Genomic DNA, 24,916 nt, shown 5'->3' with positions numbered 1-24,916 from the left:
GTTGTCCTTTCGCAGGCCGTCGGCATCCGCGGGGGCTGTGATGGATGCCGTGCAGGGGTGCAAACAGCCTACTTTCACCCGTATTCCCTGCACGTCGACTGTGACGGTGCGCGACGCTTCATGACGCGGGGAGGAGGCCCGATCCGCTCCTCACGGCGTCTCCGCGACCTCCTCGTTCCGCACAATCCCGCGGATCAGCGCGGCAAGGGCGGCGGGGTCCTCCTCTTGCGCATTGTGGCCGGTGGCGAGGGTGCGCACGCGGGCGTCGGGCGCATGCCGGGTGAATTCCGCGGCGTCTTCCGACGTGACGAATCCGCGCTCGCCGCGCACGAGGGTGACCGGACGGGACACCGCGGCGATGTCGTCCCAGCCCGTGTCCGCGAGCGCCGCGCGGACGGCATCCGGGGTCGTGACGTCGGTGTCGGCGCCCGCCGTCGCTGCGAGGTGGGCGAAGTGGTGCTTCCATTCCACGCGCCCGTCGGCACGCACGCGGGAGTTGTGGAAGACGCCTCGGGTGGCCGCCGCACGGGAGCCCCCGAGGCCGAACGCCAACGCACGATCGACGAGGTCGTCGCGGGAGGCCCAATCGGTGGGCCCCGCGAAGAACGCACGGATCTGCGCGGGTCCGGCACTCGGGTCCACACCGGGGGTGATGTCGAGCAGGACGAGCCGCTCGACGAGATCGGGACGGGATGCCGTCGCCGCCGCCGCCACCAGCCCGCCGAGCGAGTGACCCACGAGCGTCTGCGGTCGGTCCGTCCACGCTTCCAGGGCGGCGACGATGTCGGGGGCCAGCACGCGGGCGACATAGGCGGCGTCGTCGCGCCACGACGAGTCGCCGTGGCCGGGGAGATCGAGCGCGAGGGCGGGCTCGTCCAGGTGCAGCAGGGTCGTGTCCCAGGTGTGGGCGTTCAGGCCCGCGCCGTGCAGCAGGGTCACCCGCGGCGGCGCCTCACCCCAGCGCAGGCCGCTCAGCGTGCGACCGTCGTCGAGCCGCACTCCGACCCGCTCCACGACCGGCACGGCGCGGTGCAGGTCTGCGGCCTGGGCGGGAAGGAAGGAGAACTCGTCGCGTTCGGGCATGTCCTCAGCCTGTCATCGCGCTCGCCGGCGCCGACACCCCCTGCCGCACGGCGTCATGGACGGGGGAGCCGCGCGCCGGCGCCGCATCCCGCCGAGGGGGTCCCGGGATCCGCTCGTCGGCCCCGGGTGAGTGCGCTGCGGCGTCACCGCACCCTCATCGGACGTTCCCGTGCTCGTCCACCGGCGCGGCAATAGGCTTTCCCCATGGGCGAGGAGAAGCGTGTACACCTGTCGAAGAAGGCCCCCGAGGCGTACGCGGCGTTGCGATCGTTCTCCACGACGGTGGGCCGGCTGGCCGCCGACGCCGGCATCGACGCGCGCCTGCGCGAGATCGTGCAGATTCACGCGTCGCAGCTGAACGGCTGCGCGTACTGCGTGCGGGTGCACGTCGACGCCGCGGTCAAGGCCGGTCTCGACGCCGACGTCATCGCGCAGATCGCGACCTGGCGCGAGTCGGGCGTCTTCGACGACCGCGAGCGCGCGGCTCTCGAACTCACCGAGTCGTTCACGTTCATCCACGAGGACGGCATCCCCGACGACGTCTACGACCAGGCGGGCGGCATCCTGAGTGAACAGGAGTACGTGGCCCTCAGCTGGGTGCTCGTGGCGATCAACGCCTTCAACCGGGTGGCCATCGCCGGCCGTTACCCCGTGCCGCCCCGTGCGGGCACCCTGGCGGCGGTGGCTCCGGATGCCGCTCCCGCGGCGACGACGACCCCGCGCGCGCCGCACGATCACGGTGAGCAGAGCGCGTGACGCGATCGCTGGTTTCGGGAGCGACCAACTTCCGTGACACCGGGGGTCTTCCCGCCGGCGGCGCCCGCACCCGCACTGGAGTCCTGTACCGCTCCGGCAATCTGGTCGCCGTCGACGACGACGGCATGCAGGCGCTCCGACGCCTCGGCATCCGTCGCGTCATCGACCTCCGCGACGAGACCGAAGTGGCCCACGCGCCAAGCCGTCTCGATGACCTCGCGGTCGAGGTGCAGCACGAGCCGCTGTTCCTCGGTTCCGTCGCGTCGTTCTTCGCGCGAGACGTCAGCCTCGACGAACTGTACGCCGCCATCGTGGACGACTCCGCCGATCGCGTCGTGGCGGTGGTGCGCGGCATCCTGAGCGCGCAGCCGGTGCTCGTGCACTGCACCGTCGGCAAGGACCGCACGGGTGTCACGGTCGCGATCGCGCTCGCCGCAGCAGGGGTGGACCGCGATGCCGTCGTCGCCGACTACGCCCGCACCGAAGACCTGCTTCCGGCGGAGCGCAACGCCGCCGTCCTGCGCGCCATCCGGTCGATGCACCCCGGGGCCGTGCATGCCGAAGCGCTGGCGACCCGTTCGCCCGCTCCGGTCATGCGGGCGCTGCTCGACCGCCTCGACCGCGAGCACGGGTCGCCCGCGGAGTATCTGCGGGCCCACGGCCTGACCGACGACGAGGTGCGGCGGCTGCGAGAGGTTCTGGTGGGCTGAGCCGGTCGCCGGCGCGACCGTCCGATGCCGTGTCCGTCGACGTCGAGACACCTTGAGCGAAGTCAGGTAAGGCAACCCTTTGCAAGGGGTATAGTGGATGCCATCATGGCCACCTCCTCCGAGCACAACGACGCCGCGTGCCGCGCGTCGCGGCACACCCGCGTCCAGCACCTGGTGACCGCCGACGAGACCTCTCTCGTCGAGCTGCAGACCGTGCTCGCGACCCTGCCGATCTGCTCGACGGGACGGGTGTTCATCGAGGTCCCCGACGAGTCCTGGATCGGACGCATCGCCGCTCCCGCGCGCATGACGATCACCTGGCTCGACCGTTCGCGCCGCGGCGGCGCACCCGGGACCGGACGCTCCTGCGCCCCCGGTCAAGCGCTCGCCCGCGCCGTCTCCGGCTGGGCCGGCGAGATGCTCTGCGCCGAAGACGACGCCACGCGCGTGGTGCTGCTCGGCGGCTACCTCGGTACCGCGGAGATCGTGGACGACCTCACCACGCGTCACGGCGTCGACGCCCAGTCCATCCACACCCCCGAGCGCTTCGGACTGGCAACCGCGCGCTGACGGCGGCGGGTTCCGCGTTCGCCGTTCGACGCCTCAGCTGCCGCGGGGCACGTAGTTTCCCTCGACCAGGCCGGCCTCGATCTCGAAGCGGTTGCCGAACGGATCCCGTCCCGCCAGTGCGTAGAGAACGGGCATGAGGAAGCCGTAGCGGCGCCACTGCCGCTGATGCACCGCCTCGTGGCCGAGGACGGTATCGGTCGGGCGGTCGTCGCCCGTGAGGAAGCACCCTCCCACGCACACCCCGCCGCGCGGGAACGCCCACGCGGGCAGCCCGCTGAAGACCCACAGTCCCTGCCGCTTCTCGATGCGGCCGGTGCTCCACAGCGAGCCCCAGGTCCACCCGAGCGCGCAGCCGTACCAGTACCCGACGCGGCTCACCGGGGAGTCCAGCAGCACACCCGGAATGAGACGGTCCCAGCGCCGACCGCGGGCGACGGCGCGGTCGGCGCGCTCGCGCCAGCCCGCCGGCGGGCGGGGGATCGGGCTCACGCGAGGGCTCCGATGAGACGGAGGATGGTGCCGAGGTCGTCGACGGCCGCGGCGGGGGACGCCGGGGAGAACTCCGTCAGTGTCGCGCCCGAGAGAGGGACGCGTTCACGCAGGCGCCGGATGGAGGCCACCACGTCGACCGTGCGGGCGCCGAACGGCTCGGGCAGGGCGACGCCCTTCATCTCGGACGGATCGAGCACGTCGAGGTCGACGTGCACGTGGACCCGGGAGGCGCCGGTCGCCGCGACCGCGTCGGCCAGCACGTCGGGATCGGCCAGGTCGGCCGGGGCGATGACGCGTACTCCGTTGTCGTCGATGAAGCGTTGTTCTTCGGCATCCAGGGCACGCGTTCCCGCCAGGACGAGGCGAGCGGGCGGGATGCCGGGCTCGAGGCGATGCAGCGGCTCGCCATCACCGGCGATCGCGCGCAGCACCATGCCGTGGAAAGCGCCGCTGGGCGAGGATGCGGGGGTGTTGAGATCGGCGTGGGCGTCGATCCACACCACGGCGAGATCGTCACCGGCCACCGCCGAGACGGCTCCGAGTGCGACACCGCAGTCACCGCCCACCACGATGGCGGGTTCGGCGGCAGCACGCACCGCCTCTTCGATGCGGGCGCGCATGCGGACCAGGGCACTGAGGCGGTGCACGCCGGTTCCCTGCGCATCACCGGCCTCGACCGGAGCCTCGAGCACGGTCGTCGAGGCGCGCGGCAGGTCTCCCGCGATGGCCTCGGCGCCGTCGATCAGCTGCATGGCTCGTGATGACGACGAGCCCTGCCACTGCGGGGCGACGATGAAACGGGTCATGGATGCTCCTCGCCGGAAGACGTGAGTGCACCGCCCGGCCATGCGGGCGGTGCACTCACGAAGGTGTCAGACCTGGTCGGGGCTGGGCGCGTCGATCGCGGCGCGCTGCGGGCCGCCGACCTTGAGGGCGGCGAGACGCGCCTCCACCTCGGTGAGCTCGCCCACGTCTTCGAGCGCGTTGAACTGCGCGTCGATGCTCGAGGCGGCGAGTTCCTGCTTGCCGGCCGCGATCGCCTCTTCGCGGCGGATCTTGTCTTCGAAGCGACCCAGTTCGCTGGTGGGGTCGAGCACATCGATCGACTTGACGGCGTCGTGCACCTTGTTCTGCGCTTCGGCCACCTTGGCGCGCGCGGTGAGCTCGTTGCGCTTCGCCTTGAGCTGCTCGAGCTTGCCCTTCATGCCGTTGAGGCCGTCCTTGAGCTTGTCGACGACCTCGGTCTGCGCCGCGATGGTGGGAGCGGCGGCCTTGGCCTCGCCCTCGGCGGTGATCTGACGCTGCAGGGCGATCTTGGCGAGGTTGTCGAACTTGTCGGCCTCGGAGGCGTTGCCGGAGGCGCGCAGTTCGTCACCCTTGCGGCTCGCGGCCAGGGCCTTGTTGCCCCACTCGGCCGCGGCCTGCACGTCTTCCTGGTGGTCGCGCTCGAGCAGGCGGAGGTTGCCGATGGTCTCGGCGATGGCCGACTCGGCGTCGGCGATCGAGTTCGAGTAATCGCGGACGAGCTGGTCGAGCATCTTCTGCGGGTCCTCGGCCTGGTCGAGGAGCGCGTTGATGTTCGCGCGGACGAGGGTGGAGATGCGACCGAAGATGGACTGCTTGGCCATGCGGGGTGTTCCTTCCTGAGGGCGACGGTATCGAGTCTGGTGTCGGATGCTACGAATTGTCTGTGATGGCGCGGACGCCCGCGAGGGGTGGACTAACGGCGTCTCCCGCCTCCTCCGCCCACGCGGGCACGACCGCCCCCGGCGAAGCCACCGCCCCCGCCGGCGCGAAGACGGCCGCCGCCGCCGAAGCCCCCACCGAAGCCGCCGCCGCTGCGGGATCTTCCGCCGCCGCCGCCGCTGAGGCCTCCGAGTCCGCCGCCGAGCCCTCCCAGTCCGCCGCCGCCGAAGCCGCCGCGTCGTCGGCTGCCGCCGAGCAGCGCATCGACGGCGATGCCGCCGAGGATGGCACCCATCATGCCGCCGCTGCTTCCGCCGCCTCCGGTCAGGCCACCGAAGCCGCCGCCGCCGAATGCGCCGACGTCGTCCTGGGCGAGGGAGGCGGCCTCGGAGGCCAGGTGCGCCGCGCGCTGTGCCGCGGTCAGGGCCGACACGGGGTCGGCCTGGCGCAGCTGCTGCGCCTGCACCAGAGCGGCGCCGGCTTCGGCGAGGCGGGTGCGCGCGGCGGGACCGACGGCCCCGCGTCGTGCCGCGACGAAGTCCTCGGTCGCAGTGACCTGGGCCCGCGCCTGCGCGAGGGTGGTGTCGAGCTGGGTCTCGGCGCGCTGACGTCGTTCCGCGGCGTCTCGTGCCTCGCCGAGGACCGCGTCGATGGTGGCGTTGGCCTGCTGGAGCATGTCGACGGCGCGGAGCGGACTCGTGCGCGGGGCGCCGAGCGCGGTGCGGGCGGCCTCGAGCTGCGTACGCGCCGAGGCGGCGGAGGCGGCGATGCGTCCGTCGGGGTCGCTCAGCCGCGACGCGGCAGCCAGGTCGCCCTCGATCTCCGCGGCCAGGGCCGAGGCTCGCTGCTCGGCATCGGCCAAGTCGGTGCCGAGCGACGTGATCGCCCGCTCCAGCGTCTCGGCCTGCGCGATCGCGGCCTGGGCGGCGCGGATGGCGACAGCGGCCTCGCCGGCGCGACCGGCGCCGAGGGCGGTCTGGGCGGCCTCCTGCTGGCTCGTGGCGAGTTCGAGACGCTCGTGCGCCTGCGCGGGGTTGTCGGCCACGGGTGCGAGGGCGTCGTCGGTGAAACGCTCGCGCAACCGCGCGAGGGCCGTCTCGGCGGCGGTGAGGGCGCCGGAAGCCGCGCCGTGCCGCTCACGGGCGGCGGCGAGCGCGGCCGGGGCGTCTGCCTCGAGGGCGCGGAGCTCGTCGAAGGCGGCGGCCTTGGCATCCAGAGCCTCGTCGGCGCCGGCGCACAGGCGGATGATCTCGGCGTAACCCGCCCGCTGCTGCTCGGGGGTCTCGGGCACGCCGTCGTCGAGCTGTTGCTGGATCGAGAACGCCCGATCGAGATCGGCCTTCGCCTGGGTCAGCACCTCGGTGAAGGGGGCTGCCGCCTCGTCGCCGAACTGCGCACGGGCGAATCCGAGCTCCTGCTCACTCGTCTTGACGGCGTCGTCGGTGGCGACCAGAGCCGATCCGGCCCGCCGGGCGAGATCGTCGACGCTCTCCGTCGCGCTCGGGGTGGAGCCGGTGGCGACCTGTCGCCGACGCCGCAGCCAGAACCAGATCAGTGCGGCCGCGATGGCCACGAGGAGGACGCCCACGAGCACGGCGGGGCCCAGACCCGGTCCGTTCGCGGAGGCGGGAGTGGGCGGAGGAGCGGGCTGCCTGCCGCCCGCCTCGGTGTAGGCGGCGCGGACGCCGTCGGCGGCCGACAGGGCGGCTCCCGCGTCGTCGCCGGCTTCGAGGGCCGGCTGGACGCGGCTCTGTTCGATCTCTCCGAGCTGTGCGGCCGAGAGGACGCCGTCGTCCACGTCGCCCGAGAGATAGAAGGAGAAGGCGCCGTCCGCGGTCGCGATCGCGAGCACGTACTGATCCGGGCCGAGCTCGTTGCGATTGGCCGTCTCGTTCGCCCAGTCGGCGGCACCGGGAGGATCGGTGAACTCGGGAACGTACACGACCCACATGTCGAGCCCGGTCTGCTCGCGCAAGGACACCAGACGCGACTGCACCTGTGCCTCTTCGGCGTCGGTGAGAGCATCGGCGGTGTCGAGCACGAAGCTCGACCCCAGCGAGGGCGGCGGCACGGCGGCTGCGCTCAGCGGCGTGACCAGCACGCCCACCACCACGAACAGCAGCGCGGCGATCACTCGTGCCGCCCTGGACTTTCGCATGCGTACCCCTTCGGTCGCTGGACGGTTCCACCCTATAAACGACCTCCGACAGCCGGGAAGGATCGGCGCGTCCGCTGACAGCGCAGCATGCCGCCGCCTAGGCTCAGGCGTTCGGAGGTACAGATGGACGACCGCTACGGCACCGATGTGCTCGCCCGAGGCTGGCGCGACGCCGGACGCGTGAAGCCCGCCCCGGTCGCGGCATCCGTCGATCTGGTGGTCGAGGTGGTCGGTGACGGCTACGTGGGCGCGGTGACGCGTCTGGACGGGATGAACGTCGAGCTCGAAGACCGCTTCGGCAAGCGCCGGCTCTTCCCGCTCGGCGGCGGCTTCCTCGTCGACGGCAAGCCGGTGGTGCTGACCGCTCCCGCGGCGGCGCCCAAGGGGCGCACCCGGACGGCATCCGGGTCCTTCGCCGCGGACGATCAGCGCGCGCGCACCGCCCGCGCCAGCCGCATCTTCGTCGAGGGCAAGCACGACGCCGAACTCGTCGAGAAGGTGTGGGGCGCCGACCTCCGGGCCGAGGGCGTCGTCGTCGAGTTCCTCGAGGGCGTCGACCTGCTCGAGCAGACCCTGGATGCCGAACCCCCGACCGCCCAGCGCCGCTACGGCGTGCTGGTGGATCACCTCGTGCCGAACTCGAAGGAGTCGCGTATCGCCGAGAAGATCGCCCGCGGCCGCCACGGCGCGCACGTGCGCATCGTCGGCCACCCCTTCGTCGACGTGTGGCAGTGCGTGACGCCCCGCGCCCTCGGCATCGCCGCGTGGCCCGAGGTGCCGCGCGGCATCGAGTGGAAGGTCGGCGTGTGCCGCGCCCTCGGCTGGCCGGCCGAGGAGCAGGCCGACACCGCCCGCGCCTGGCAGCACATCCTGTCGAAGGTCACCACGTTCCGCGACCTCGAGCCGGCCCTTCTCGGCCGCGTCGAGGAACTCATCGATTTCGTGACCGTCCCGTGAGCGGCCGCAAGCGCTCCCTCTCGCGTGAGGGGTCAGATTCTGTCGCTTCGGCGTCGCCTGGGCGACAGAGATTGACCCCTCACGCGGCGGATAACCTGGATGCCATGGATGCCGCGCCCGTGTACCGCGATAAGCCGGTGTCATTCGTGCGCCGCAGTGGCCGCATGTCGGAGGCGCAGGACCGTGCGTGGGCCGAGTTGTCGCCGTTCTACCTGCTGCCCGTCGAGCGGGCGGCCGCCGCCACCAGCGTCAAGGCCGGCACGGCCGTCGACCCCGCCGCCGTGTACAGACGGACGGCCCCGCTCGTCGTGGAGATCGGCTCGGGGCAGGGCCATCAGATCGTCTCGGCGGCCGCGGCCCACCCCGACACCGACTTCCTCGCGGTCGAGGTGTTCACCGCGGGGCTCGCCCGCACCATGCTCGACGCCGACCGCGAGGGCGTGAAGAACCTGCGCTTGGTGGAGGCCAACGCGCCGGAGGCGCTCGAGCACCTGCTGCCCGCGGCATCCATCGACGAGCTCTGGGTGTTCTTCCCCGATCCCTGGCACAAGAACAAGCACACCAAGCGCCGGCTCGTCGCCCCCGATTTCGCCCGTATCGCGGCGCAGGCACTGCGTCCCGGCGGCATCCTGCGCCTCGCCACCGACTGGCAGGACTACGCCGACCAGATGCGCGACGTGCTCGACGAGGCCCCCGGCTTCGAGCGGGCCTTCGCGGGGGAGTGGGCCGAGCGCTTCGACGGCCGCGTGCTCACCGCGTTCGAGCGCAAGGGCCTGCGTGTCGGGCGCGATATCCGCGACCTGACCTACACCCGGGTCCCGTCGTGACCGCGCACACCGCGGTGCCGGTGCGCGAGCGTTCCACGTGGACGCCGAAGCTCCTTCCGGCGCTGCTGGTGTGCCTGGCCGCCCCGGTGCTGTTCGTCGTGCAGATCGTCTGGCTCGGGTGGGTGCTGCTGGCGCTCGCCGTGGCATCCGGGGTCCTCGTCGACCGCCGTCTCGGCGTCGCCACCGTGCCGCGACGCGGCGGCGGCGCCGACGCGCCGGAGCCGAGCATCGCCCGCGACGTCTCGCTGGTGGCGCTCGGACAATTCATCGTCAGCCTCATCCCGCTCCACGCCGAACTCGACAACGCCGCCTTCGTGCGGTTCACCCTCGCGCTCGGCGGCGCCGTGGTCGTGCCGTACGTGATCTCGCGGTTCGTGTACCGCGACCGCGCGATCGCCTTCCCGTGGCGCGGCGGCGGGCGCTGGACCTGGTGGCAGTGGGCGTGGTTGGCCGGCGTCATCGTGCTGGGCTACCTGATCCTGCCGTTCTACTTCATCACCTCGGGCGTGTACATGAACTGGCCCGTCGTGAACACCCCCGACCTCATCGCGCGGCTGTTCGTCGGCGTCGGCGCGGTCGGCATCTGGGACGAGCTGTTCTTCATCTGCACCGTCTTCGTGCTGCTGCGCCGGCACTTCCCCGACCTCACGGCGAACCTGCTGCAGGCGATCGTCTTCGTGTCGTTCCTGTGGGAACTCGGCTACCAGGCGTGGGGGCCGCTGCTCACGATCCCGTTCGCGATCGTGCAGGGCTTCCTCTTCCTGAAGACGCGCTCGCTCTGGTACGTCGTCACGGTGCACCTGCTCTTCGACGCCGTCGTCTTCGGCGTTCTCGTCCACGCTCACAACCCCGGCGCGGCATCCATCTTCCTGATCTGATTCCGGATGCCGGCATCCCGGCGCCGCCGCCCGGCTCGGGAGCCGACGCCGGACCCAGGCGGTCCGCGCCCGGAAGCACGCGTGCGGCGCGTTTCCGCGCCGGGACTGTCCGGCACGGGCGCACCGGTGCCGCGCGAGCGGATGCCGCGTTGCGGGCACGCTGCACGGGCGCTGCCCAGGCGCTGCCGCTACCCTGGGAACCGGACGCCGACCGCGTCCCCGGACGAGGGATCAGTACCCGGACTGCGACAAGACTGGCCGAGGAGCACTGTCATGTCGTGGATCGTTCTCATCCTCTCCGGCGTCCTCGAGGCCGTGTGGGCGACGGCTCTCGGACGCTCGGAGGGTCTCACCCGCCTCTGGCCCAGCGTCGTCTTCGGGATCGCGCTCGTGGCATCCATGGGCGGGTTGGCCTTCGCCATGCGCGAGATCCCCACCGGCACCGCCTACGCGGTCTGGGTGGGCATCGGGGCGGCGCTCACCGTCGTCGTGGCCATGATCACGGGCACGGAGGCGGTTTCGCTGGTGAGAATCCTGCTCGTGCTGGGTCTCGTCGGCTGCGTGATCGGGCTGAAACTCGTCGGAGACACCCACTGACCAGGGCGTTTCCTGAATGTCAACGGGATGGGACGCTCATCTGCATCGGGTAGCATCTGGCTCTCCGCACTTATCCGGGCCCGACACCGTCGTCACTCGCCCACATCTTCCTTCGTGAAAGGTTCCGAGTGAGCGCACCGCCGAGCGAGCTTGTCTCCCCGACACGTCCGTCGCGCGTCATCGCGCGACCGGGTCGCCTCGATCGACTGCGCGGTTCGCGCGTCGGTCGTGCCCTCAGCCAGTACGGTCACGACGTCCTGCGCAAGCCCGAGGGCATCGTCCCGATCGAGCGCGGCGCGTTCACACGCATCCTGCTGCTCTGGGCGGTCGCCCGCGTCGTCAACTTCGGCATGCTGTGGGGGTACTACTCCATCGCCAAGGCGGCGCGCTGGGGCTTCGGTCCCGACAGCGAGCGCCTCGGCACCTTCTTCGACTACCTCACCGGGTGGGATGCCGACCGCTACGGCCAGATCGCGGCCGACGGCTACCCCATGTCGCTGCCGATGAACGTCTCCGGCGACATCCTGCCCAACAACTGGGCGTTCCTGCCGGTCTTCCCCGCGCTGGTCCGCGGGATCTCCGATGTCACGGGCCTCGGGTGGCAGCCGGTCGCCGTGTTGCTGAGTCTGGGCGCGAGCCTCGGAGCCACGTGGCTGCTGTTCGTGCTGATGCGCACAGTGACCAAGCCCCAGGCCGCGTGGTGGGCGGTCGTGTTCTTCTCCTTCGCGCCGATGTCGTTCCTCTTCGTGATCGGCTACAGCGAAGGCCTGTTCATGCTGCTGATGTTCGCGGGCATGCTGCTGGCCATCAAGCGTCGCTACCTGTGGATCCTGCCGATCGGCGTGCTCACCGCGTACACCCGGCCGGGTGTCCTCGCGCTCGGGCTGGCGCTGGGCATCGTCTTCCTGGTGCGGTTCTTCCGCCGCAAGGTCGACCCGTTTCCGATGAAGGAATGGGCGCCGCTGATGGCTTCCGGTCTCGCGATCGCGGTGACGGGGTTGTCGTGGAACCACATCGCGCAGTACGTGACCGGCACGCACAACGCCTACATCCGCACGGAGCTCGGCTGGTGGCTGGACTACGTCGGCAACGACGAGTTCACACCGTTCACGCCCTGGTTCCGTCAGGCCGGCACGCACCTCGGTGTGGTCGGGATCATCCTCGTCGTCGCCCTGATCGTGGGTTTCCTCGCCCTGCTCTGGTCGCGACCGATCCGCAAGCTCGGACTCATGGTGGTCGCCTACGGCTTCAGCTACGGCACCTACATCCTCGCGGTCTTCCTGCCCCAGCAGAGCACGTTCCGCCTGCTCATGCCGATGGCGCCCTTCCTCGGCGACGACCGCTGGTCGTCGACACCGCGCCGACGGGTCGCGATCCTGGCCGGATGCCTCGTGCTCCAGGCGGTTGCGATCCTGCTGCTGTGGACCCGCGGAAACCCGTGATCCTCCGGTGACGATCGAGAGGGCGGAGCCGTTCGGCTCCGCCCTCTCGTGGTCTTCGGGCTCGTCCCCGCGTCCGTCAGTCCGGGCGCCCGCCGGGATCGACGGCGTCGACCGTGGCCTGCTCGACCGGGTTGTCGGCATCCATCTCGGCGGAGCCGACAGCCCCGTCGTCCTCTTGCGCGAACGCGCCGGCCGCATCGTCGGTCGGCGCGTCGGCGTGCTGCGTGCTCTCGGAGTCCCCTCCGGCGCCGGCACTCGCCGTGGCGCCCCCGGCGGCGGGTGCGGGCTGCGTCTCGGGCGGCAGCGGGATCGTGGGCTCGGCGGGAGTCAGCGCGGTCGGCTCCGCGGGGTGGGGGACCGTGGGCTCCGCGGGGGCGGGCATGCCGGGATCCGAGGGCGTCTGAGGGAAGGGGGTCGGGGTGCTCATGACCCGACTGTGCGTGATGCGGCCAGCGGGCGCGAGCCCCTTCCCGATACGTTCGTGACGGTGTACCCGCCCGACGATTAGGCTCGGCGCAGGCGAGCGTGAGGGGATGACGTGTCGACGGCACAGGATGTCACTCGGCGGGAGGCCATCGCGCAGTACCGTCTCATCGGCGAACCGTCCGAGCCCGATCTGCAGGGCCTCGTCGAACTCGCCGCCACCGTGTGCCAGGTGCCGACGGCGGTGATCAACATCATCGACGACCGCATGCAGCATCAGGTGGCCGCGGTGGGCGTGCTGGCCTCGTCGTGCGCGCGACAGGACTCCATGTGCGCGGCGGTGATCTCGGACCCCCGCCGCGTCGTCGTGGCGGACGCGCGGGTCGACGACCGTTTCGCCACGAGCCCCTTCGTCACGGGCGAGATCGCGCGCACCCGGTTCTATGCGTCGAGCCCGCTCATCACGCCGGCGGGGGTCGCGATCGGCACGCTGTGCGTCTTCGACACGGAGGTGGGTGAGCTCTCGGATGCCGCGGCGCGAGGTCTCGATCTGCTCGCATCCCAGGTGATCGACGTGCTGGAGCTGCGGCGCGTGCAGCGCGAGTTGTTGCGATCGAACGCGCAGTTGGAGAACTTCGCGACGCAGGTCAGCCACGATCTGCGAAATCCCCTGACGGCCCTCGCCGGCTTCCTCGAACTGGCCGCGGACAGTCCCGAGATGGGCGGGGCGCCCCGCGCTGCTCGCTCCCTCGCCCGTGCCGAAGCCGCCGCCGCGCGCATGTCGACGATGGTCACGGACCTGTTGGACTTCGCGCGCATGGGAGGAACGCGGCCGCGGTTCGCCGAGGTCGACATCGCCGACACGGTGGATGCCGTGCTGGAGGATCTCGACGGCGCGATCGTGCAGACCGGCGCCGAGGTCACGGTCGACGCGTCGAGCTTCGTCCGCGGGGACGACACCCTCTTGCGTGTGCTGCTGCAGAACCTCATCGCCAATGCCGTGAAGTTCACCCTCGCCGCAGAACGCACTCCCCGGATCCGGGTGGGCGTCGAGACGCTGCCGGACGGATGGCGCATCACCGTCGACGACAACGGCGACCCCGTCGACCCGGCGTTGCGCGAGCGGGTGTTCGAGCCCATGCAGCGAGCTCACGGTGCCGAGGTGCAGGGCATCGGCATCGGGCTGGCGACGTGCCGACGCATCGTCGAGGCGCACGGCGGCACCATCGGCCTCGACGCCTCGCCCGCCGGGGGGACGCGAGCGTGGTTCGTCCTGCCCGCCGGGGCATGAGCGCTCCCGGCGTTACCCGTCGGCGACCCGGTGCGCAACCTCCGCGCCGCCTGCCGTGATCGCGCCGTAGCGTGGGCGGGACCGGTGCCGATGCGCTCGGCATCCGAGTTCCGCGTCGACGAGGAGGAGATCCGTGGCCCGCAACGTCCGACTGATGCACTGCACACCCGACGACGTCTTCCGCGTGCTCGCGAACGGGTGGCTGTACCCGCTGTGGGTGGTCGGAACCTCGCGCATGCGCGACGTCGACGAGGCGTGGCCCGCGGAAGGGGCGACGTTGCACCACTCGTTCGGTTCCTGGCCCGTGCTGGTGAACGACACGACCGTCATGCGCGTGTGGGACCCGCCGTATCGCGCGGTGCTCGAACCTCACGGCGGGCCGATCGGGGTCGCCCGCGTGGCCATCGACGTCAAGACGCGCGGTGACGCCTGCGTCGTGCGTATCCAGGAGGAGCCGGTCACGGGCCCGACCAGAATCCTGCCCGATACGGTGTTCGATGCCGTCACCCGGTGGCGCAACGCCGAGACGCTGCACCGCCTCGCCTACCTCGCCGAGGGCGGGGCGCCGGGAACGTCGGGCGGTGCCGACGCCATCGGTCACGAGTCGACCGCCGAGAAGGAGCCGATCGACCGATGAGCGAGAGTTACGACGCCGTCATCGTCGGGTCCGGTCCCAACGGTCTGGCCGCAGCCGTCACCCTCGCGCGCGCGGGACTGTCGGTGGCGGTGTACGAGCGTTCGACGACGTTCGGGGGAGCGTCGTCGACGGCGGAGCTCACCCTCCCCGGTTTTCACCATGATGTCGGATCGGCCGTGCACCCGCTCGCCCTCGAGTCGTGGTTCTTCCGCGAGTTCGGCCTCGACCGCCGCATTCGGCTCGTCGTGCCCGAGGTGTCGTACGCGCATCCGCTCGACGGTGCGCGCGCGGGGCTCGCCTTCCGCGACCTGGACCGGACCTCCGAGGGCCTGGGTGTCGACGGACCCGCCTACGCACGGCTCATGCGTCCGCTCGTCGACCACCTGCGGGGAGTGGCCGACTTCACCGGGAACGCTCTGCTGCGGGTGCCGGGCGACCCTCTCGCGGCGTTCTTCTTCGGCATCCGGGCTCTGGAACAGGGCGGACCCTGGTGGAACGCCCGCTTCCGCGAGGATCTCGCGCCGAGTCTGATCACGGGCGTCTCCGCCCACACGATCCTGCATCAGCCGAGCCTCGCGGCCGGGGGAGCCGGCCTCGTGCTGGCGACCTACGGCCACGGCCGCGGCTGGCCGATCCCGGTCGGCGGGAGCCAGTCGATCGCCGACGCGATGATCGCCGACATCCGCGCCCACGGGGGCGTGCTCCGCGCGGGCATCGACGTGACCTCGCTCGACGAGCTTCCGCCTTCGCGCGCGGTGCTGCTCGACACCACCCCGCGCGCGTTGATCCGCCTGGCAGGGGCACGGATGCCGGCCGCGTATGGCCGCGCGCTCGAGCGGTTCCGCTACGGGGGAGGGGTCGCCAAGGTCGATTTCGCGCTGTCGGACCCCGTGCCGTGGGCGAACGCCGACGTCTCCCGGGCGGGCACCGTGCACGTCGGGGGAGCGAGGGCGGACATCGCCGCCGCCGAGAACGCCGTCGCCCGCGGGGATCTTCCGGACGCGCCCTACGTGCTGGCGGCGCAGCCCACGCTCTTCGATCCCGCACGGGCACCGGAGGGGAAGCACGTCCTGTGGGCGTACACGCACGTCCCCCCGGGCAGCCCCGTGGACCGCGAAGCAGCCGTCGTCGCGCAGATCGAGCGCTTCGCGCCCGGATTCCGCGACACCGTTCTCGCGTCGACCTCCCGCACGGCGGTCGACATCGAGGCGTGGAACCCGAACTTCCCCGGCGGCGACATCTCCGCCGGAGCGCCCACCCTCACGCAGCTGCTCGGTCGTCCGGTGTACAGCCCCGATCCGTGGCGTACGCCCGTGAAGGGCGTGTACCTGTGCTCCTCGTCGACGAGTCCCGGCCCGGGCGTGCACGGGCTCGCGGGCTGGCAGGCGGCACTCAGCGCGCTGCGCCACGAGTTCGGCACGCGTCTGCGCCCCGACCTGGCGCCGCGCGAGGATCAGCTCGCCACCGCGGCATCCTGACCGTGCCCGAGGGGGACAGCGTCTACCGCCTGCGGCAACGGCTGGATGCCGCGACCCGCGGTGCCCGCGTGCTCGACGGCGAGCTGCGTTCGGGCAACGCCGCCGGGCGCTCGCTCGCCGGCCGGGACATCGTCGGTTACGACACGCACGGCAAGCACCTCCTCACCCGCTTCGACGACGGCTCCACCCTCCACACCCACCTGCGCATGCAGGGGAGCTGGACGATCACCCGTCCGGGCAGGTCCCTGCCGTCGGCGGCGCGGGAGAAGGCGCGCGTCCGCCTGCGCCTCGGCGACGGCCGTGAGGTGTGGGGTCTCGATCTCCCCGTCGTCGAGCTGGTGCCCACCGCGCGGGAGCGCGATGTGGTCGGACGCCTCGGACCCGACCCGCTGCGCGAGGACTGGGATGCCGCGGAGGCGGTACGCCGTCTGTCCGCTCGACCCGAGCGCGCTTTCGTGGCGGCTCTGCTCGACCAGACGCTGATGGCGGGACTCGGCAACCTGTGGGTGAACGAAGTGGCGTTCCTGCGCGGCATCCATCCCTTCGCGCCCATCGGAGCGACCGATGTGGACGCTCTCGTCGTGCTCGCCGCGCGATGCCTGCGCGTCTCGGCGACGGTGCCGGGCATGTATCAGGTGACGACGGGCGACCGTCGCAGAGGGGCATCGCACTGGGTGGCCGGACGCGCGGGCCGGCCGTGCCGTCGTTGCGGCACGAGGGTGCGGGTGCGCGACGAGGTGGCGAACGACCCGGAGCAGCGCCGGACCTGGTGGTGCCCGCGGTGCCAGCCGATGCCCGCCGAGGGCGATGTCGGAACCCCGGAGTAGAACGGAACGATGGCCGTCCCACGAGAGAACCTGCTGCGCGTCACCCGGATCTACGCCGAAGACGCAGCACTCGCGCTCGAGCGCGGGCGCGAGATCGTCGCCCGCTGGCCCGCGGCCGAGATCGTGCCGATCGCATCGCACTGGCAGATCCCGGAGGTGCACGGCGACGAGACGAACGTCGCGCGGTGGGTGCGCATCAAGACCGAAGCCCTCGTTCTGGGGGTCAAGAAGAGCGTCGCGACGCGGGTCAACGGCCGCTCCGCGGACTTCATCGCCCCCTCGCTGTCGAACGGGTGCGCCATGGCGTGCGCATACTGCTACGTGCCGCGCCGCAAGGGGTACAGCAACCCCATCACGGTGTTCGCGAACATCGACCAGATCACGCGCCATCTCGCTCGTCACGTCGCGGCGCGCGGCCCCAAGACGGAGCCGAACCAATGCGACCCCGAGGCCTGGGTCTACGACATCGGTGAGAACGGGGATTGCTCGGTCGACGCGATGATCAGCGAGAACGTGCGGGACGTCTGCGATCTGTTCCGCATGCTGCCGACGGCGAAGGCGTCATTCGCCACGAAGTTCGTCAACCGCGATCTGCTGGAGTGGGACCCCGCGGGGCGGACGCGGATCCGGTTCTCGCTCATGCCGGCCGGGACGGCCCGCGTCACCGATCTGCGGACCTCGCCGATGCCGGAGCGGATTGCCGCCATCAACGACTTCGTCGACGCGGGCTACGAGGTCCATGTCAACTTCTCGCCCGTCATCCTCACTCCCACGTGGCTGGCGGACTGGGCGGAACTCTTCGACGAGCTCGACGCCGCACTTCATCCGCGGGCCAAGGCGCAGCTCGCCTGCGAGATCATCCTCCTGACGCACAACGAGGGACTGCACGAGGTGAACCTCGGCTGGCACCCTCGCGGCGAGGAATTGCTGTGGACACCGTCGGTGCAGGAGGACAAACGGTCGCAGAACGGTGCCGTGAACGTGCGCTACCGGCATCCGTTGAAGGCACAGGCCGTCGAGGCGCTCACCGGGCTGATCGCCCGCAAGCTGCCCTACTGCCGGGTGCGCTACGCGTTCTGACCGCGGCTGTCCCGCGGACTCACCGCAGCTGTTCCGCGGGCGCCGGTCCCTCGGCGACCGATCAGCCGATCCCGCCGGCGGGGGAGCCGTCGGTGGTGGCGGCGTCGTCGGCGTCCTTCTGTGCGGCGGCGCCTTCTTCGGGCGACTCGCTGCCGGCGCCGTTCGAGGCATCGTCCGGTGCGGCGTCGTCGTGATCGTGGTCCGATCGTCCGTCGTGGTGCGTCATGGGTTCCGATCCCTTCGCTGTGGAGGTGCCGACGTTCTCACGCCGGAGGCGGCGGTGTCCAGGGGGTGGACGACGCTCAGAGCGGTGCGACGCCGTACCGCTCGACGAAGTCCGCGGTCGCGGCGTCTTCGAACTCGTCCGCGCTGTCGCGCAGTTCGGCCTCGCCCATCGGCTTCACAGATAAGGCGCGAGGGCGCCCGCCGTCAGACCGAGCGCGAGGGCCGATCCGCCGAGGGCGGTGGCGGCCACGAGCGCGGCACGATCCAACGCGCGCCTCCGCGACGTGTTCGCCGGGTGGGTGGTCGACCGCAGGGACGACTTGGCGGCGTCGAGGGAGTCGTACCGACCGATCGGTACGCCGTGCGCGTCGCGCGCGACGAATCCGCCTGCCACCGCGTCGACGCAGCCGAAGTACTCGCCGCCGCGATGGGCGACCCAGAATCCGGTGTCGACCTTGGCCCAGAGGACCCGGACCGGGGCGAGCGACGCCGGCTGTGAAGGAGCGGTGGTCATCTCAGGCCGCCACGGAAAGAGACGGGCGACGGGACGCCGGAGCGGCGGCACGTGTGCCCACGACCCGGGGAGCCGGTTCGACGGCGGGGATCTCGGCCGTGAGATCGACGGTCAAACCGGCCGAGGAGTTGGCCATGCCCGCCATGTTCTTCAGGGCCGTCGAGCTCAGTGACTCGGGCTCGGCCGAGTCGAAGACGAAGCGCAGCGGGATCGCGGGCTGCAGCCAGACAGTGGAACGACCGGGGGTGCCGTCGACGTGGGCCCAACTGAGAGTGAAGCTCTCGCCACGGCGGAGCTTGGTGGTGGCGACCACCTTGATGTGCGACAGGAGGCGGTCGGGGACCTGGATCGACTCGGTCGAGGTCCCGTAGAACAGGTGGCCCATGGGAGCACTCCCTTCCAGAACGTTAGCTGTCCTGAGAACATACTCGATTAGTAACTAGTTCGTCTAACTATTATTTTCGATGTATAGTCCTGCTACGAGCGGGAGGAGTGTGTCATGACGGATGTCGAGAGCACGCCCCGCGCGCGCCCCAGCGGGGCATCGCCCGTGGCGGACGTCACGTACTGGTACGGCGACGAACCGGCGGACCGGCGACAGCGCAGCAAGGCCGTCCTCGAAGCCTTGCGCATCTACCGCGCGGCGGAGGTCGCGATGCGGCGACGCACGCGCGACTCGATGTCGATGGGCGAGAACGAACTCCTCGTCCTGCGTTACCTGCTGCGCACTCCCTCTCGTGGCGTGCGTCCGGGCGAGCTCACCAAGTACCTCGGTCTGTCCACGGCGTCGACGACGGCCATCCTCGACCGCCTGGAACGCTCCGGTCACGTCACCCGGGCCGCCAATCCCGACGACCGGCGCAGCATCTTCATCCAGGTCACGCCCAAGGCCGACGCCGAAGTCCGTCAGACGCTCGGCAACATGCACGATCGCATGCTCGCCGCCGTCATCGACATGACGCCGGAGGAGTCGGCGGCCGTGGTGGCGTTCCTGCACCGGATGAGCGATGCCGTCGACGGCGTCGCGGTCGAGCTGCCGGCGGTCGATTCTCCGTGATCTATGTGCTCGTCGGCGGCCCGCGCGACGGACAGCATGTGGACGACCTGCCTCGCGGCTACCGCCTCTCCCTCAGTGACCCGCAACCCGAGCCCTTCGGCGAGTTCACCACCGTGCGCGCGGTGTGGTTCGAACTCGACGAGGCGATGTTCCGCTCCGCTCAGCGGTGGGACTGAGGCGTACCTCACCGACACGGCGTGGGCAACCCACCCCCCTCGCGGAACGCCGCCCCGCACAGTGGGGGAATGCGATGCGTGACTTATGCCGGCGAGACCGTGATCACCACCGACGACGTCGCCGCGTCGCTCGTCGAACTGACTGCGGCGGTGGCGAAGGAGGGGCAGGCCGAGGCTGTCAGCATCCCCATCGTGACCGACGCCAAGAAGGTCGCGCAGGCCGAGCTGGTCATCGGCGTCGGGAACGATGTGCTCTCCGCGCCCGTCGAGTGGAACGAGGAGGAGCCCGACTTCGCGGCGGCCGCCGACGATCTGCGCAGGCATCGCCTGTTCCCGCGCCCGCACCTGCGGGCCGTCGAGTCCCAACCCGACGAGGGTGACGACGAGCCGATCGACTGGGATTTCGATCAACCCACCCAGGCGTGACCGACGGGCTCGGGTGAGCATGCGGACGATCCCACCGCGGGACCCCCGCGAGCGGTCCGCGGCGTCCGCGAGACCCGCACGTTCGCGCAGACGTGCGCAGGGGCCGATCGACTGAGTCCCCGTGCAGAGTCCGCGTCTGCCGCCGGGGTTACCCTCTGGGGAGGATGACACCAGGGACGGTGACCGGATGAGCGAGCGCAGGTTCGAGTGGGGAGGGCTCGGTGCCGACCGCTGTGGCTACGTCACGGCGGCTGAAGCCCTCGCCATGCTGGAGGTGCTGTGCGTGGCCCAGGCCGATCTGGCGGTAGAGACGGCGCTGCGCGACGGCGCCGCGTGGGCGCGTTTCGCCCGCGGACCGCGCTGGGCGCTCGTGTCGACGCCGGGGTCGCGCTGGTTCTCCGTCGAGACCGACACGGGGCACCGCCTCCAACTCGTGGATGCGAACTCGTCCAAGGACCAGAGCGCTCAGCTCCTGGCCATGTACGTCGACATCGCCGAGGCCTACGTCCGCGGCGATGCCCGGCCGGCACGCGGGCGGGGCCTCGGCGGATCGACGCTGACCGTCGGCGTGGACGGACGGCAGGTCGTTCTCACGCAGCCCCTCACGCGGCGGCTGCGCGCGCTGCTGCGTCCGTGACGCGGAGGACGCTCGGTCCCTCGCGCGGCGGCTGCGCGCGCTGCTGCGTCCGTGACGCGGGGGCGCTCGGTTCCTCGCGCGGCGGCGCACCGCGCGAGCGGTGAGTCCGCAGTCCGCTCCCCGCCGTTCTGTTAAGCCCGCGTGCGTCGCCGGTCAAGCCGCTGCGCCCGGGGGACCCGCGTTGCCAGGCTGGAACCTCACGCGACGAAGGGACACCCCATGAGCGACCCCCAGAGCCCCGCTCCCGCCGACGACGCCGCCGACCTCGGCGACGACCCCACGGTCAAGCCGAGCCAGGAGACCGACCCCGACGAGGGTGCGAAGGCCCCCACCAAGGACGACCCGAACGCCGACCACCAGGCCACGGGCATCGGGGTCATCGGCGACGAGTGATCCGGATGCCGCGGGGCGGCGGCCGCGACCCTCGGCGGCGCCCCGCGGCGTCGGGGCGTATCGCGCCGCGGTGATAGCCTGGAGAGGTCCGCCTCCGTAGCTCAGGGGATAGAGCGTTGGTTTCCGGTACCAAAGGTCGCAGGTTCGATTCCTGTCGGGGGCACCACGAACGAAAGGCCGCGATCGTCGAGATCGCGGCCTTTCTGCGTCGCTGTCGTCATGCCTCGTCGGTGACGGCGCCGGTGGGCTCGGCATCCTCCACGATGTGTCGGGAACCGAGGTCGTCGGCCGTCGCGCGACCCTGATCGACCGCCTCCTCCTTGCTCGAGAAGCTCGCCGACAGCTCGGGGCGCCCCTCCACGGAGTTCTCCCACTGGCCGCGGTTGGATCGGGTGGTCACGTCGTTCTGGCTCATGGCATCCATGTCACACCCGCGGCGCCGGAGCGCACCCGGTCTTCACAGGCGTTGTCAAGACCGGCGGAGGTCGGGACGTCCGCTTGAAATGCTGGAGGTCACCTTCGAAAGGGGTTCGTCATGAGCATCGGAGCCGGCATCGCGCTGTTCGTCATCGGCGCCATCCTCGCTTTCGCGGTCAACCTGCCCAACGACTACGTGAGCCTCCCCATCATCGGCTACATCATGATGGGAGCCGGTGTCCTCGTCTTCCTCATCGGCATCGTCATGACGGTGCGCCGGCGGCAGACTGACACCGTGACCCGCACCGAAGGCGTCGGGGGCGCGCAGGTCACCCGTTCGACCACTCGGTCGTCCAACGACGACCTCGTCTGAGCATCGTCGGGGTCATCCCCCGGAGGTTCACCCATGACCGAACCGACGCCCACCGCGGCGTACGACCCCGCCGTCGACGATCTGTTCGACGGCCGGTACCGCCTCGGCCGTGTGCTCGGCCGCGGTGGGTACGCGCGCGTCTACGAGGCGGTCGACACCGCCCTCGAGCGCACGATCGCCCTCAAGGTCATCGATGGCGACGGCGCCGACCCGTCCGATGTCGCCCGCGTGCGCTCGGAGATCCGCCTGCTCGCGTCGCTGTCGCATCCCTCGCTCGTGACGCTGTACGACGCCCGCCTCGATGCGTCCCCGGCGTATCTCGCGATGGAACTCATCGCGGGTCCGACCCTGTCCGATCGCATCGCCCGCGGGCCCCTGCCGGGGCACGAGACCGCGCGCCTCGGGCGGGAGATCGCCGAGGCCTTCGCCGTCATTCACAGCCGGGGGATCGTTCACCGCGACGTGAAACCGTCGAACATCCTCCTGCGACCCGCCGCGCACGCCGGCGAGGGCCCCCGCGCCACGCTCGCCGACTTCGGCATCGCGGCACTCGTGGGGGCGACGCGGGTCACACGCGCCGAAACGGTCATCGGCACCGCGGCGTATCTCAGCCCCGAGCAGGCGCGCGGACTACCGGCCGCGCCCGCGAGCGACGTCTACGCGCTCGGTCTCGTCCTGATGGAAGCCCTCACGGGGGAGCGGCCGTTCGGCTCGCGCACCCCGCACGAGGCGCTCGCCGCCCGCCTCGTGTCGGCGCCCGCGATGCCTGCGCACCTCTCGGCACCGTGGCGCGCCGTCCTGGAGCGGATGACCGCCGTCGATCCCGCCGACCGCCCGGATGCCGCCGGCGTCATCGTGTCGCTGCGCTCTCTCGCCGAGGGGGCGACGCCCGGAGCCGATGCGCCCACCTCGGTCCTGCCCCAGGCGACGGCGACGACGCGGGTCCTGGACCGCGACGACCGCACCTCCGTCCTGCCCGCCCCCGCAGCTCCGCCGGCCCCGACGGTCGACGCCCGCACGCGCGTCCTCGGCGCCGCCCCCGCTGCTCCCGCGCCTCCGGCACGCGCGGGGCGCCGGGGTTCTCGGACGACGGTGATCGTGGCATCCCTGGTCGCGCTGGTGCTCGCCGCGGGCGTGGCGGTGACCGCCGTCGCCCTGTCGAGTTCCGGCGGCGGAGCCGAACCGGATCTGCCCACGCTGCCGCAACCGCTCGATCAGCACGTCGACGACTTATGGAACGAGGTCGGCCCGTGATCCGTCGTGCCGCCCCCTCCGTCGCGCTCCTGCTCGCCACCGGTCTCGGGCTCGCCGCGTGCGCAGCGCCCGCGGCGGAGCCGACCGCCTGGCAGCGGTCTGTCCAGACCGTCGCCGAGCAGGCGTCGGCGGGCGACTACGCCTCGGCGCTCGCGAGCCTAGACGCGCTCGAGGCCGACGTCACGGCGCGGCGCGACGCCGGCGAGATCACGCAGGCCGAGGCCGACGGCATCCTGGCCCGGATCGCGACCGTCCGCGCGGATCTGACCTCGCTCACCCCGGCACCGTCGCCGACGCCCGAGCAGACGGGCGAGCCCGAGCAGACGAGTGAGCCGGAGCAGACGAGCGGGCCGGAGGAGACCAGCGAGCCGGAGCAGACCACGGAGCCGAGCGAGAGCGTCGAGCCGGAGCCGAGCGAGACCGCCGCGCCCACCCCCGACGACCCCCAGGAGGGGGAGGGGGAGCCGGGGTCGAACGGCAACGGCGACAAGGGTCCCGGCGGCGGCAAGGACGACAAGAAGCCGAGTGAGAAGCCCTCGCCCGGCCCCGGCAAGAAGGACGGATGACCCGATTCGACCGGTGTGGTCCGATGAGCCTCGACAGCGTGCGAGGATTGCCCGGTGCCGCGCCGTGTGACCGCTGAACTCGACCTCGATCTGGGGGCGTCCGTCGATCTCATCTTCCAGATCACCGCGGCCCAGGGCGTCCCGGTCGTCGACGAGCAGTTGACGTTCTCCCACGGCGATCGCGTGTACACCCCCACCGAGATCGTCGACCAGTTCGGCAGTCGTCTGCACCGTCTCACCGGAGAGCAGGGACCTCTCTCCGTGCGCTACGAGGCGCTCGTCTCGGGCGTGGCTCAGAGCCCCCGCACGAGCGATCTCGAGAACATCACGTATCTGCGGCCGAGCCGCTACTGCCAGTCCGACGAGGTGTTCTCGCAGGCGCGCCGACAGTTCCGCGGACTCACCGGCGAAGAGCTGCTCGCCGCGGTGTCGGGTTTCGTGGCGTCCACCGTCACCTACACGCCCGGGCTGAGCCTCGGCACCGACAGTGCCGTGACGACGCTCATGACCGGGCAGGGGGTCTGCCGCGACTACGCGCACGTCGTGATCGCGCTGCTGCGCGCGATGGACATGCCCGCCCGCTACGCCGCCTGCTACGCCCCGGGCCTGGAGCCCATGGACTTCCACGCGGTCGCCGAGGCGTACATCGACGGCGCCTGGTACGTCGTCGACGCCACGCGCCTGGCCGACCGGCGATCGCTCGTACGCATCGCCACCGGACGCGACGCCGCCGACTGCGCCTTCCTCAGCTACCACGGCGGGTACGTGGGCCTCGAGCGCATGTACGTCAACGCGGTGCTCGAGGACGAGTCAGCGGATGCCGCGGCCCCCGACGATCACGAAGCCCTGGTGCAGATCGGCTGAGGCCCCCCGTCCCGTGCGGACACGACGCACGGCATCCGTGATCGCGTCGGCGGGAGTCCGAGGCGGGAGCGCCGGATGTCCCGCGACGTGCACTCATGCGGGGCGCCGGTCCGCTCCGCCTA

Annotated in this window: 32 protein-coding genes, 1 tRNA gene and 1 riboswitch; of the genes, 23 read left to right on the top strand and 10 right to left on the bottom strand. The window is 71.4% G+C overall.

The annotated features are described in order from the left end of the window. Nucleotides 1-150 precede the first annotated feature (150 nt). Nucleotides 151-1,083 carry an alpha/beta fold hydrolase gene (locus tag QE392_RS15905; protein WP_307453458.1) on the bottom strand — a complete coding sequence of 311 codons (933 nt, stop codon included), beginning with the start codon at nt 1,081-1,083 and terminating at the stop codon, nt 151-153. Nucleotides 1,084-1,287: 204 nt separating this feature from the next. Here QE392_RS15905 and QE392_RS15900 point away from each other — a divergent pair, with 204 nt between their 5' ends. The 3 genes from QE392_RS15900 (at nt 1,288) to QE392_RS15890 (ending at nt 3,119) form a co-directional block, all read left to right on the top strand. Continuing rightward, complete coding sequence (locus tag QE392_RS15900) at nt 1,288-1,839, top strand: carboxymuconolactone decarboxylase family protein (RefSeq protein ID WP_307453457.1); 552 nt, start codon at nt 1,288-1,290, stop codon at nt 1,837-1,839. Then, entirely contained in the window at nt 1,836-2,549 is a 714-nt protein-coding gene (locus tag QE392_RS15895) for a tyrosine-protein phosphatase (RefSeq protein WP_307453456.1), read from the top strand. The genes QE392_RS15900 and QE392_RS15895 overlap by 4 nt, the downstream gene beginning before the upstream one ends. A gap of 105 nt (nt 2,550-2,654) precedes the next feature. After that, nucleotides 2,655-3,119, top strand: a complete 465-nt coding sequence (locus QE392_RS15890; RefSeq protein ID WP_307453455.1) for an SIP domain-containing protein — start codon at nt 2,655-2,657, stop codon at nt 3,117-3,119. A 33-nt stretch (nt 3,120-3,152) separates the two neighbouring features. Here the strand turns inward: QE392_RS15890 and QE392_RS15885 are convergent, their stop codons facing one another. From QE392_RS15885 to QE392_RS15870, 4 genes are all read right to left on the bottom strand, one after another. Next, entirely contained in the window at nt 3,153-3,608 is a 456-nt protein-coding gene (locus QE392_RS15885) for a Fe-S oxidoreductase (protein ID WP_307453454.1), read from the bottom strand. After that, complete coding sequence (locus QE392_RS15880; protein WP_307453453.1) at nt 3,605-4,417, bottom strand: arginase family protein; 813 nt, start codon at nt 4,415-4,417, stop codon at nt 3,605-3,607. The genes QE392_RS15885 and QE392_RS15880 overlap by 4 nt, the downstream gene beginning before the upstream one ends. A 66-nt stretch (nt 4,418-4,483) precedes the next feature. Continuing rightward, complete coding sequence (locus tag QE392_RS15875; protein ID WP_307453452.1) at nt 4,484-5,239, bottom strand: PspA/IM30 family protein; 756 nt, start codon at nt 5,237-5,239, stop codon at nt 4,484-4,486. 92 nt (nt 5,240-5,331) lie between these two features. Then, nucleotides 5,332-7,455, bottom strand: a complete 2,124-nt coding sequence (locus tag QE392_RS15870; protein WP_307453451.1) for a TPM domain-containing protein — start codon at nt 7,453-7,455, stop codon at nt 5,332-5,334. Between the two features lie 123 nt (nt 7,456-7,578). Here QE392_RS15870 and QE392_RS15865 point away from each other — a divergent pair, with 123 nt between their 5' ends. The 5 genes from QE392_RS15865 to QE392_RS15845 all read left to right on the top strand — a co-directional run bounded on the left by QE392_RS15865 (nt 7,579) and on the right by QE392_RS15845 (nt 12,156). Continuing rightward, the gene (locus QE392_RS15865; RefSeq protein WP_307453450.1) at nt 7,579-8,412 is read left to right on the top strand and encodes a DUF3097 domain-containing protein; all 834 of its coding nucleotides are present in this window, start codon (nt 7,579-7,581) and stop codon (nt 8,410-8,412) included. Nucleotides 8,413-8,516: 104 nt separating this feature from the next. After that, nucleotides 8,517-9,239, top strand: coding sequence for a tRNA (guanosine(46)-N7)-methyltransferase TrmB (gene trmB / locus QE392_RS15860; RefSeq protein WP_307453449.1), 723 nt, complete (start codon nt 8,517-8,519; stop codon nt 9,237-9,239). Then, entirely contained in the window at nt 9,236-10,117 is an 882-nt protein-coding gene (locus tag QE392_RS15855) for a CPBP family intramembrane glutamic endopeptidase (protein ID WP_307453448.1), read from the top strand. The genes trmB and QE392_RS15855 overlap by 4 nt, the downstream gene beginning before the upstream one ends. A gap of 198 nt (nt 10,118-10,315) precedes the next feature. After that, nucleotides 10,316-10,380, top strand: a riboswitch (guanidine-III (ykkC-III) riboswitch). Between the two features lie 10 nt (nt 10,381-10,390). Continuing rightward, on the top strand, nt 10,391-10,714 hold the full coding sequence (locus QE392_RS15850) for a DMT family transporter (RefSeq protein WP_307453447.1): 324 nt from the start codon (nt 10,391-10,393) through the stop codon (nt 10,712-10,714). A gap of 128 nt (nt 10,715-10,842) precedes the next feature. After that, nucleotides 10,843-12,156 (top strand): hypothetical protein, encoded by a 1,314-nt coding sequence (locus QE392_RS15845; protein ID WP_307453446.1) that lies wholly within the window; start codon nt 10,843-10,845, stop codon nt 12,154-12,156. A gap of 76 nt (nt 12,157-12,232) precedes the next feature. Here QE392_RS15845 and QE392_RS15840 read toward each other — a convergent pair whose 3' ends face one another. After that, entirely contained in the window at nt 12,233-12,583 is a 351-nt protein-coding gene (locus QE392_RS15840) for a hypothetical protein (protein WP_307453445.1), read from the bottom strand. Nucleotides 12,584-12,694: 111 nt separating this feature from the next. Here QE392_RS15840 and QE392_RS15835 point away from each other — a divergent pair, with 111 nt between their 5' ends. The 5 genes from QE392_RS15835 to QE392_RS15815 all read left to right on the top strand — a co-directional run bounded on the left by QE392_RS15835 (nt 12,695) and on the right by QE392_RS15815 (nt 17,892). Then, nucleotides 12,695-13,870, top strand: coding sequence for a sensor histidine kinase (locus QE392_RS15835; RefSeq protein ID WP_307453444.1), 1,176 nt, complete (start codon nt 12,695-12,697; stop codon nt 13,868-13,870). Nucleotides 13,871-14,003: 133 nt separating this feature from the next. Next, complete coding sequence (locus QE392_RS15830; RefSeq protein WP_307453443.1) at nt 14,004-14,507, top strand: SRPBCC family protein; 504 nt, start codon at nt 14,004-14,006, stop codon at nt 14,505-14,507. Beyond that, entirely contained in the window at nt 14,504-15,985 is a 1,482-nt protein-coding gene (locus QE392_RS15825; RefSeq protein WP_307453442.1) for a phytoene desaturase family protein, read from the top strand. The genes QE392_RS15830 and QE392_RS15825 overlap by 4 nt, the downstream gene beginning before the upstream one ends. A 2-nt stretch (nt 15,986-15,987) precedes the next feature. Further along, a complete protein-coding gene (locus tag QE392_RS15820) occupies nt 15,988-16,812 on the top strand; it encodes a DNA-formamidopyrimidine glycosylase family protein (RefSeq protein ID WP_307453441.1) in 825 nt (274 codons plus the stop codon). 9 nt (nt 16,813-16,821) lie between these two features. Continuing rightward, entirely contained in the window at nt 16,822-17,892 is a 1,071-nt protein-coding gene (locus tag QE392_RS15815; RefSeq protein ID WP_307453440.1) for a spore photoproduct lyase family protein, read from the top strand. A 61-nt stretch (nt 17,893-17,953) separates the two neighbouring features. Here the strand turns inward: QE392_RS15815 and QE392_RS15810 are convergent, their stop codons facing one another. The 3 genes from QE392_RS15810 to QE392_RS15800 form a co-directional block, all read right to left on the bottom strand. Beyond that, nucleotides 17,954-18,118 (bottom strand): hypothetical protein, encoded by a 165-nt coding sequence (locus QE392_RS15810; protein ID WP_307453439.1) that lies wholly within the window; start codon nt 18,116-18,118, stop codon nt 17,954-17,956. 174 nt (nt 18,119-18,292) lie between these two features. After that, nucleotides 18,293-18,631, bottom strand: coding sequence for a hypothetical protein (locus QE392_RS15805; protein ID WP_307453438.1), 339 nt, complete (start codon nt 18,629-18,631; stop codon nt 18,293-18,295). A gap of 1 nt (nt 18,632) precedes the next feature. Then, nucleotides 18,633-19,016, bottom strand: a complete 384-nt coding sequence (locus QE392_RS15800) for a DUF7882 family protein (RefSeq protein WP_307453437.1) — start codon at nt 19,014-19,016, stop codon at nt 18,633-18,635. Between the two features lie 114 nt (nt 19,017-19,130). Between QE392_RS15800 and QE392_RS15795 the strand changes: the two genes are divergently transcribed. The 6 genes from QE392_RS15795 (at nt 19,131) to QE392_RS15770 (ending at nt 21,486) form a co-directional block, all read left to right on the top strand. Beyond that, entirely contained in the window at nt 19,131-19,688 is a 558-nt protein-coding gene (locus QE392_RS15795) for a MarR family winged helix-turn-helix transcriptional regulator (RefSeq protein ID WP_307453433.1), read from the top strand. Further along, nucleotides 19,685-19,864: a hypothetical protein gene (locus tag QE392_RS15790; RefSeq protein ID WP_307453430.1), complete on the top strand. Its 180-nt coding sequence runs from the start codon at nt 19,685-19,687 to the stop codon at nt 19,862-19,864. Before QE392_RS15795 ends, QE392_RS15790 begins: the two co-directional genes overlap by 4 nt. Nucleotides 19,865-19,933: 69 nt before the next feature. Further along, on the top strand, nt 19,934-20,290 hold the full coding sequence (locus tag QE392_RS15785; RefSeq protein WP_307453427.1) for a hypothetical protein: 357 nt from the start codon (nt 19,934-19,936) through the stop codon (nt 20,288-20,290). 187 nt (nt 20,291-20,477) lie between these two features. Continuing rightward, complete coding sequence (locus QE392_RS15780) at nt 20,478-20,927, top strand: hypothetical protein (protein WP_307453425.1); 450 nt, start codon at nt 20,478-20,480, stop codon at nt 20,925-20,927. A 219-nt stretch (nt 20,928-21,146) separates the two neighbouring features. Then, nucleotides 21,147-21,320: a hypothetical protein gene (locus QE392_RS15775; protein WP_307453422.1), complete on the top strand. Its 174-nt coding sequence runs from the start codon at nt 21,147-21,149 to the stop codon at nt 21,318-21,320. 90 nt (nt 21,321-21,410) lie between these two features. Further along, nucleotides 21,411-21,486 (top strand) — tRNA-Arg (locus QE392_RS15770). Nucleotides 21,487-21,537: 51 nt separating this feature from the next. Here QE392_RS15770 and QE392_RS15765 read toward each other — a convergent pair. Next, on the bottom strand, nt 21,538-21,735 hold the full coding sequence (locus QE392_RS15765; RefSeq protein ID WP_307453420.1) for a DUF2188 domain-containing protein: 198 nt from the start codon (nt 21,733-21,735) through the stop codon (nt 21,538-21,540). A 120-nt stretch (nt 21,736-21,855) separates the two neighbouring features. On the opposite strand from QE392_RS15765, the gene QE392_RS15760 reads away from it, so the two are divergent. From QE392_RS15760 to QE392_RS15745, 4 genes are read left to right on the top strand one after another with little or no spacing between them, the layout of a single operon-like run. Further along, nucleotides 21,856-22,110, top strand: coding sequence for a DUF6458 family protein (locus QE392_RS15760; RefSeq protein WP_307453418.1), 255 nt, complete (start codon nt 21,856-21,858; stop codon nt 22,108-22,110). Between the two features lie 33 nt (nt 22,111-22,143). Then, complete coding sequence (locus QE392_RS15755; RefSeq protein ID WP_307453416.1) at nt 22,144-23,364, top strand: serine/threonine-protein kinase; 1,221 nt, start codon at nt 22,144-22,146, stop codon at nt 23,362-23,364. Then, nucleotides 23,361-23,930, top strand: coding sequence for a hypothetical protein (locus tag QE392_RS15750; protein WP_307453414.1), 570 nt, complete (start codon nt 23,361-23,363; stop codon nt 23,928-23,930). Before QE392_RS15755 ends, QE392_RS15750 begins: the two co-directional genes overlap by 4 nt. 54 nt (nt 23,931-23,984) lie before the next feature. Beyond that, entirely contained in the window at nt 23,985-24,794 is an 810-nt protein-coding gene (locus QE392_RS15745; protein WP_307453412.1) for a transglutaminase-like domain-containing protein, read from the top strand. Nucleotides 24,795-24,916 lie beyond the last annotated feature (122 nt).

Source organism: Microbacterium proteolyticum, assembly GCF_030818075.1.
GTDB classification, from domain to species: Bacteria; Actinomycetota; Actinomycetes; order Actinomycetales; family Microbacteriaceae; genus Microbacterium; species Microbacterium proteolyticum_A.
Note: the sequence above shows the minus strand (reverse complement) of the source record. Positions and strands in the feature narration are given on the sequence as shown.